This is a genomic window from Stenotrophomonas sp., assembly GCF_031995405.1.
Lineage (GTDB): Bacteria > Pseudomonadota > Gammaproteobacteria > Xanthomonadales > Xanthomonadaceae > Stenotrophomonas.
This window is the reverse complement of sequence record NZ_DAMAGC010000075.1, coordinates 1-4,362: the sequence shown is the minus strand read 5'-3', so window position 1 is coordinate 4,362 and position 4,362 is coordinate 1. Positions and strand designations below refer to the sequence as shown.

At 65.5% G+C, this 4,362-nt stretch carries 4 protein-coding genes; 3 read left to right on the top strand and 1 reads right to left on the bottom strand.

Features of this window, described 5'->3' with window-relative positions:
- Positions 1-874 (bottom strand): cysteine--tRNA ligase (cysS, locus tag RTO53_RS13330; RefSeq protein WP_312238238.1); only part of this gene is annotated, 874 nt, incomplete at its 3' end.
- A 189-nt stretch (positions 875-1,063) separates the two neighbouring features.
- On the opposite strand from cysS, the gene RTO53_RS13325 reads away from it, so the two are divergent.
- The 3 genes from RTO53_RS13325 to RTO53_RS13315 all read left to right on the top strand — a co-directional run bounded on the left by RTO53_RS13325 (position 1,064) and on the right by RTO53_RS13315 (position 4,289).
- A complete protein-coding gene (locus RTO53_RS13325) occupies positions 1,064-1,627 on the top strand; it encodes a hypothetical protein (RefSeq protein WP_312238237.1) in 564 nt (187 codons plus the stop codon).
- Between the two features lie 337 nt (positions 1,628-1,964).
- Complete coding sequence (locus tag RTO53_RS13320) at positions 1,965-2,975, top strand: N-acetylornithine carbamoyltransferase (protein ID WP_312238236.1); 1,011 nt, start codon at positions 1,965-1,967, stop codon at positions 2,973-2,975.
- 120 nt (positions 2,976-3,095) lie between these two features.
- Positions 3,096-4,289 (top strand): argininosuccinate synthase, encoded by a 1,194-nt coding sequence (locus RTO53_RS13315; RefSeq protein WP_312238235.1) that lies wholly within the window; start codon positions 3,096-3,098, stop codon positions 4,287-4,289.
- The last annotated feature ends 73 nt before the right edge of the window (positions 4,290-4,362 follow it).

Genomic DNA, 4,362 nt, shown 5'->3' with positions numbered 1-4,362 from the left:
AGCGCAGCGCTTCCGGCGCATGCTTGCGGACCAGGTCGTGCACGCGCTCGATGTTGCCGATCGACTTGCTCATCTTGGCGCCGCCGAAGTTGAGCATGCCGTTGTGCAGCCAGAACCGCGCGAAGGTCCGCCCGCCATGGGCGCACTCGCTCTGGGCGATCTCGTTCTCGTGGTGCGGGAACTGCAGGTCCACGCCGCCGGCATGGATGTCGATGGTCTCGCCCAGGTGCGCGGCAGCCATCGCCGAGCACTCGATGTGCCAGCCGGGGCGGCCACGGCCCCACGGCGATGCCCAGCCGGGCAGGTCGTCGCTGGACGGCTTCCACAGCACGAAGTCGCCCGGCTCGCGCTTGTACGGGGCCACGTCCACCCGCGCGCCGGCCAGCATTTCGTCCGGGTCGCGGCGCGAGAGCTTGCCGTAGTCGGCGTAGGAATTGACCGAAAAGAGCACGTGGCCTTCGGCGGCGTAGGCGTGACCGGCGGCGATCAGCTGCTCGATCATCGTCACGATCTGCGGGATGTGCGCGGTGGCTTCGGGTTCGATGTCCGGCGGGACCACGCCCAGCGCGCCCATGTCTTCACGGTAGGCGGCGGCGAAACGGTCGGTGATCGTGCTGATCGGCACGTTCTGTTCACGCGCGGCGGTATTGATCTTGTCGTCCACGTCGGTGATGTTGCGGGCGTAGCGCAGGCCGCGGAAGCGGCGCCGCAGCAGATCGGCCAGCACGCCGAACACGACCGGGCCACGGGCATTGCCGATGTGCACATAGTTGTAGACCGTGGGGCCGCAGACATACAGGGTCGGACAGGTCGGATCGAGCGGGGTGAACGGTTCGAGCTGGCGTGTCAGGTTGTTGTGCAGGCGCAGGGTCATGGGGGTCGGTGGCGGGGAGGGAAGGGGGCAAGCCCTCGATTTTAGATCACATCCGCGTTCAGCGCCGGGGCCGGCCGACTGTCTGCCAGGGCAACGGCCTATGGGCAGAATCGTCGCGGAAGGGTAATGTTCAGCCCCTTGTGCCTGGCACTCCCTAAACTAGCCACCTTGTCCTCTTACCTGTTGCCAATGAAATCCGCTTCGTTGTTGACGCTGGCCTGCCTGCTTGGAGGTGCCGCCTTCGGGGCGTGCGCCCAGGACGGCGAGGTCCGTAACCGGGTGGTGATCGTGGAGAACGTCAAGTTCGACTACGCGCAGGTGCTCAACGTGGAGCCGGTGTTCCAGACCCTGCGCGCCACCCGCACCGAAGAGCACTGCGAACCGGTATCCACCCGCACGCTGGCCCCGGTCAACGTGACCGGCGAGGAGCCGCAGGAAGACAAGGGCCGGTTCGGCCGCTTCATGGACTCGGTACGCTCGATCTTCAAGCGTGAGGACGGCAGCGAGGACGCGATGCCGGTGGCCGAGGCGCCCGCACCGGCGGCCAACAACGGCCCGCTGCTGACCCGCGAATGCCGGATCATCCCGGTCGGCCGCGAGTTCCGCCGCCCCATCGCCTATGACGTGGACTACGTCTACAAGGGCACCAAGTACCGCTCGCGGCTGCCGGAGGATCCGGGCAACCGGCTCAAGATCCGGGTCTCGATCACCCCGTGGATCGGCGCCGAGCAGGGCACGGCCGCCAATCCGTGAGGTCGCTGACCTGAATGTTCCCTTCAGGTCTTGCACCCACCCCCTGCGCATGCAAAGATTGGCGGCCATGAAACTCACCGACTTCCAGCACGACACCAGCGCCGCCCGTATGGCTACGGGCATGACGTCGCGTGCCCGCCGACCGGAACCCCACATTTTCGCTGGGTAACCGGAGCTTCGTGCTGTCTGTTCGGAAAACCCAGCCCCCGCGCTGGGTTTTTTCGTTTCTACGATCTGAAAAGTTTCATCTGTATACGTTTGTTTGAGCCCTGAACGCGCCCCGGCGCCCCCAACCTCCCCCGGCAACGGTGGAAAACCAGCCGCAAAGGATCGATCGATGTCCCTGAAGCACTTCCTGAACACCCAGGATTGGAGCCGCACCGACCTGGATGCCCTGCTGACCCAGGCCGCGCTGTTCAAGCGCAACAAGCTGGGCGACGAGCTCAAGGGCAAGTCGATTGCCCTGGTGTTCTTCAATCCGTCCATGCGCACCCGCACCAGCTTCGAGCTGGGGGCCTTCCAGCTGGGCGGCCACGCGATCGTGCTGCAGCCGGGCAAGGATGCATGGCCGATCGAGTTCAACCTGGGCTCGGTGATGGACGGTGACACCGAAGAGCACATCGCCGAGGTGGCCCGGGTGCTGGGCCGCTACGTCGACCTGATCGGCGTGCGCGCGTTCCCGAAGTTCATCGACTGGACCAAGGATCGCGAAGACGAAGTGCTGAAGAGCTTCGCCAAGTACTCGCCGGTGCCGGTGATCAACATGGAGACCATCACCCACCCGTGCCAGGAACTGGCCCACGTGATGGCGCTGCAGGAACACTTCGGTACCCAGGACCTGCGCGGCAAGAAGTACGTGCTGACCTGGACCTACCATCCCAAGCCGCTCAACACCGCCGTGGCCAACTCGGCACTGACCATCGCCACCCGCATGGGCATGGACGTGACCCTGCTGTGTCCGACCCCGGACTACATCCTGGACGAGCGCTACATGGGCTGGGCCGAGCAGAACGTGGCCGAGAGCGGCGGTTCGCTGCAGGTCAGCCATGACATCGCCAGCGCCTATGCCGGTGCCGACGTGGTGTACGCCAAGAGCTGGGGCGCGCTGCCGTTCTTCGGCAACTGGGAACCGGAAAAGCCGATCCGCGACCAGTACAAGCACTTCATCGTGGACGAAGCCAAGATGGCGCTGACCAACAACGGCGTCTTCAGCCACTGCCTGCCGCTGCGCCGCAACGTGAAGGCCACCGACGGGGTGATGGACTCGGCGCAGTGCATCGCCATCGACGAGGCCGAGAACCGCCTGCATGTGCAGAAGGCGATCATGTCGGCGCTGATCGGCCGGTAACGCCGACAAGGGGTAGAGCCGACCGTTGGTCGGCTGCTCCCCAACCGGCGCATTGAATATTCCAGCCGACCAACGGTCGGCTCTACTGAATTCCCATCCCCCTACTGGACCCTTACCCCCATGAGCAATAAAGACATCGTCCTGGCCTTCTCCGGCGGACTCGACACCAGCTTCTGCGTGCCCTACCTGCAGGAGCGCGGCTACAACGTGCACACCGTGTTCGCCGACACCGGCGGCGTGGATGACGAAGAGCGCGACTTCATCGAGAAGCGCGCGGCCGAGCTGGGCGTCACCAGCCACGTCACCGTCGACGGTGGCCCGGCCATCTGGAACGGCTTCGTCAAGCCGTTCGTGTGGGCCGGCGAAGGCTACCAGGGCCAGTACCCGCTGCTGGTGTCCGACCGTTACCTGATCGTGGATGCCGCGCTCAAGCGTGCCGCCGAACTGGGCACCAACATCATCGCCCACGGCTGCACCGGCATGGGCAATGACCAGGTCCGCTTCGACCTGGCCGTGAAGGCGCTGGGCGACTACCAGATCGTCGCCCCGATCCGCGAGATCCAGAAGGAACACACCCAGACCCGCGCCTACGAGCAGAAGTACCTGGAAGAGCGCGGCTTCGGCGTGCGCGCCAAGCAGCAGGCCTACACCATCAACGAGAACCTGCTCGGCCTGACCATGTCCGGCGGCGAGATCGACCGTTGGGAAGCGCCGGGCGAGGGTGCCCGTGGCTGGTGCGCACCGCGCAGCGCGTGGCCGATCGAGCCGCTGACCGTGAAGCTGAAGTTCGTCGAAGGCGAGGCGGTCGAGCTGGACGGCAAGGCGCTGCCGGGTGAGCAGATCCTGGCCAAGCTCAACAAGCTGTTCGCCCCGTACGGCGTCGGCCGTGGCGTGTACACCGGCGACACCGTGATCGGCCTGAAGGGCCGCATCGTGTTCGAAGCCCCGGGCCTGGTCTCGCTGCTGGCCGCGCACCGCGCGCTGGAAGATGCGGTACTGACCAAGCAGCAGAACCGCTTCAAGCCGGACGTGGCGCGCAAGTGGGTGGAGCTGGTGTACGAAGGCTTCTACCACGACCCGCTCAAGACCGACATCGAGGCCTTCCTGAAGTCCTCGCAAGGCAAGGTCAACGGCGAAGTGGTGCTGGAAACCCGTGGCGGCCGCGTCGATGCCGTGGCGGTGAAGTCGCCGCATCTGCTCAATACCAAGGGCGCTACCTATGCGCAGTCGGCCGACTGGGGCGTGGAAGAGGCGGAAGGGTTCATCAAGCTGTTTGGGATGAGCTCGACCTTGTACGCGCAGGTGAATCGCTGAGCGATTCACCGTAGTGCCGGCCGCTGGCCGGCTCCTGGCAAGACCGATCAAGGGTAGTGCCGGCCGCTGGCCG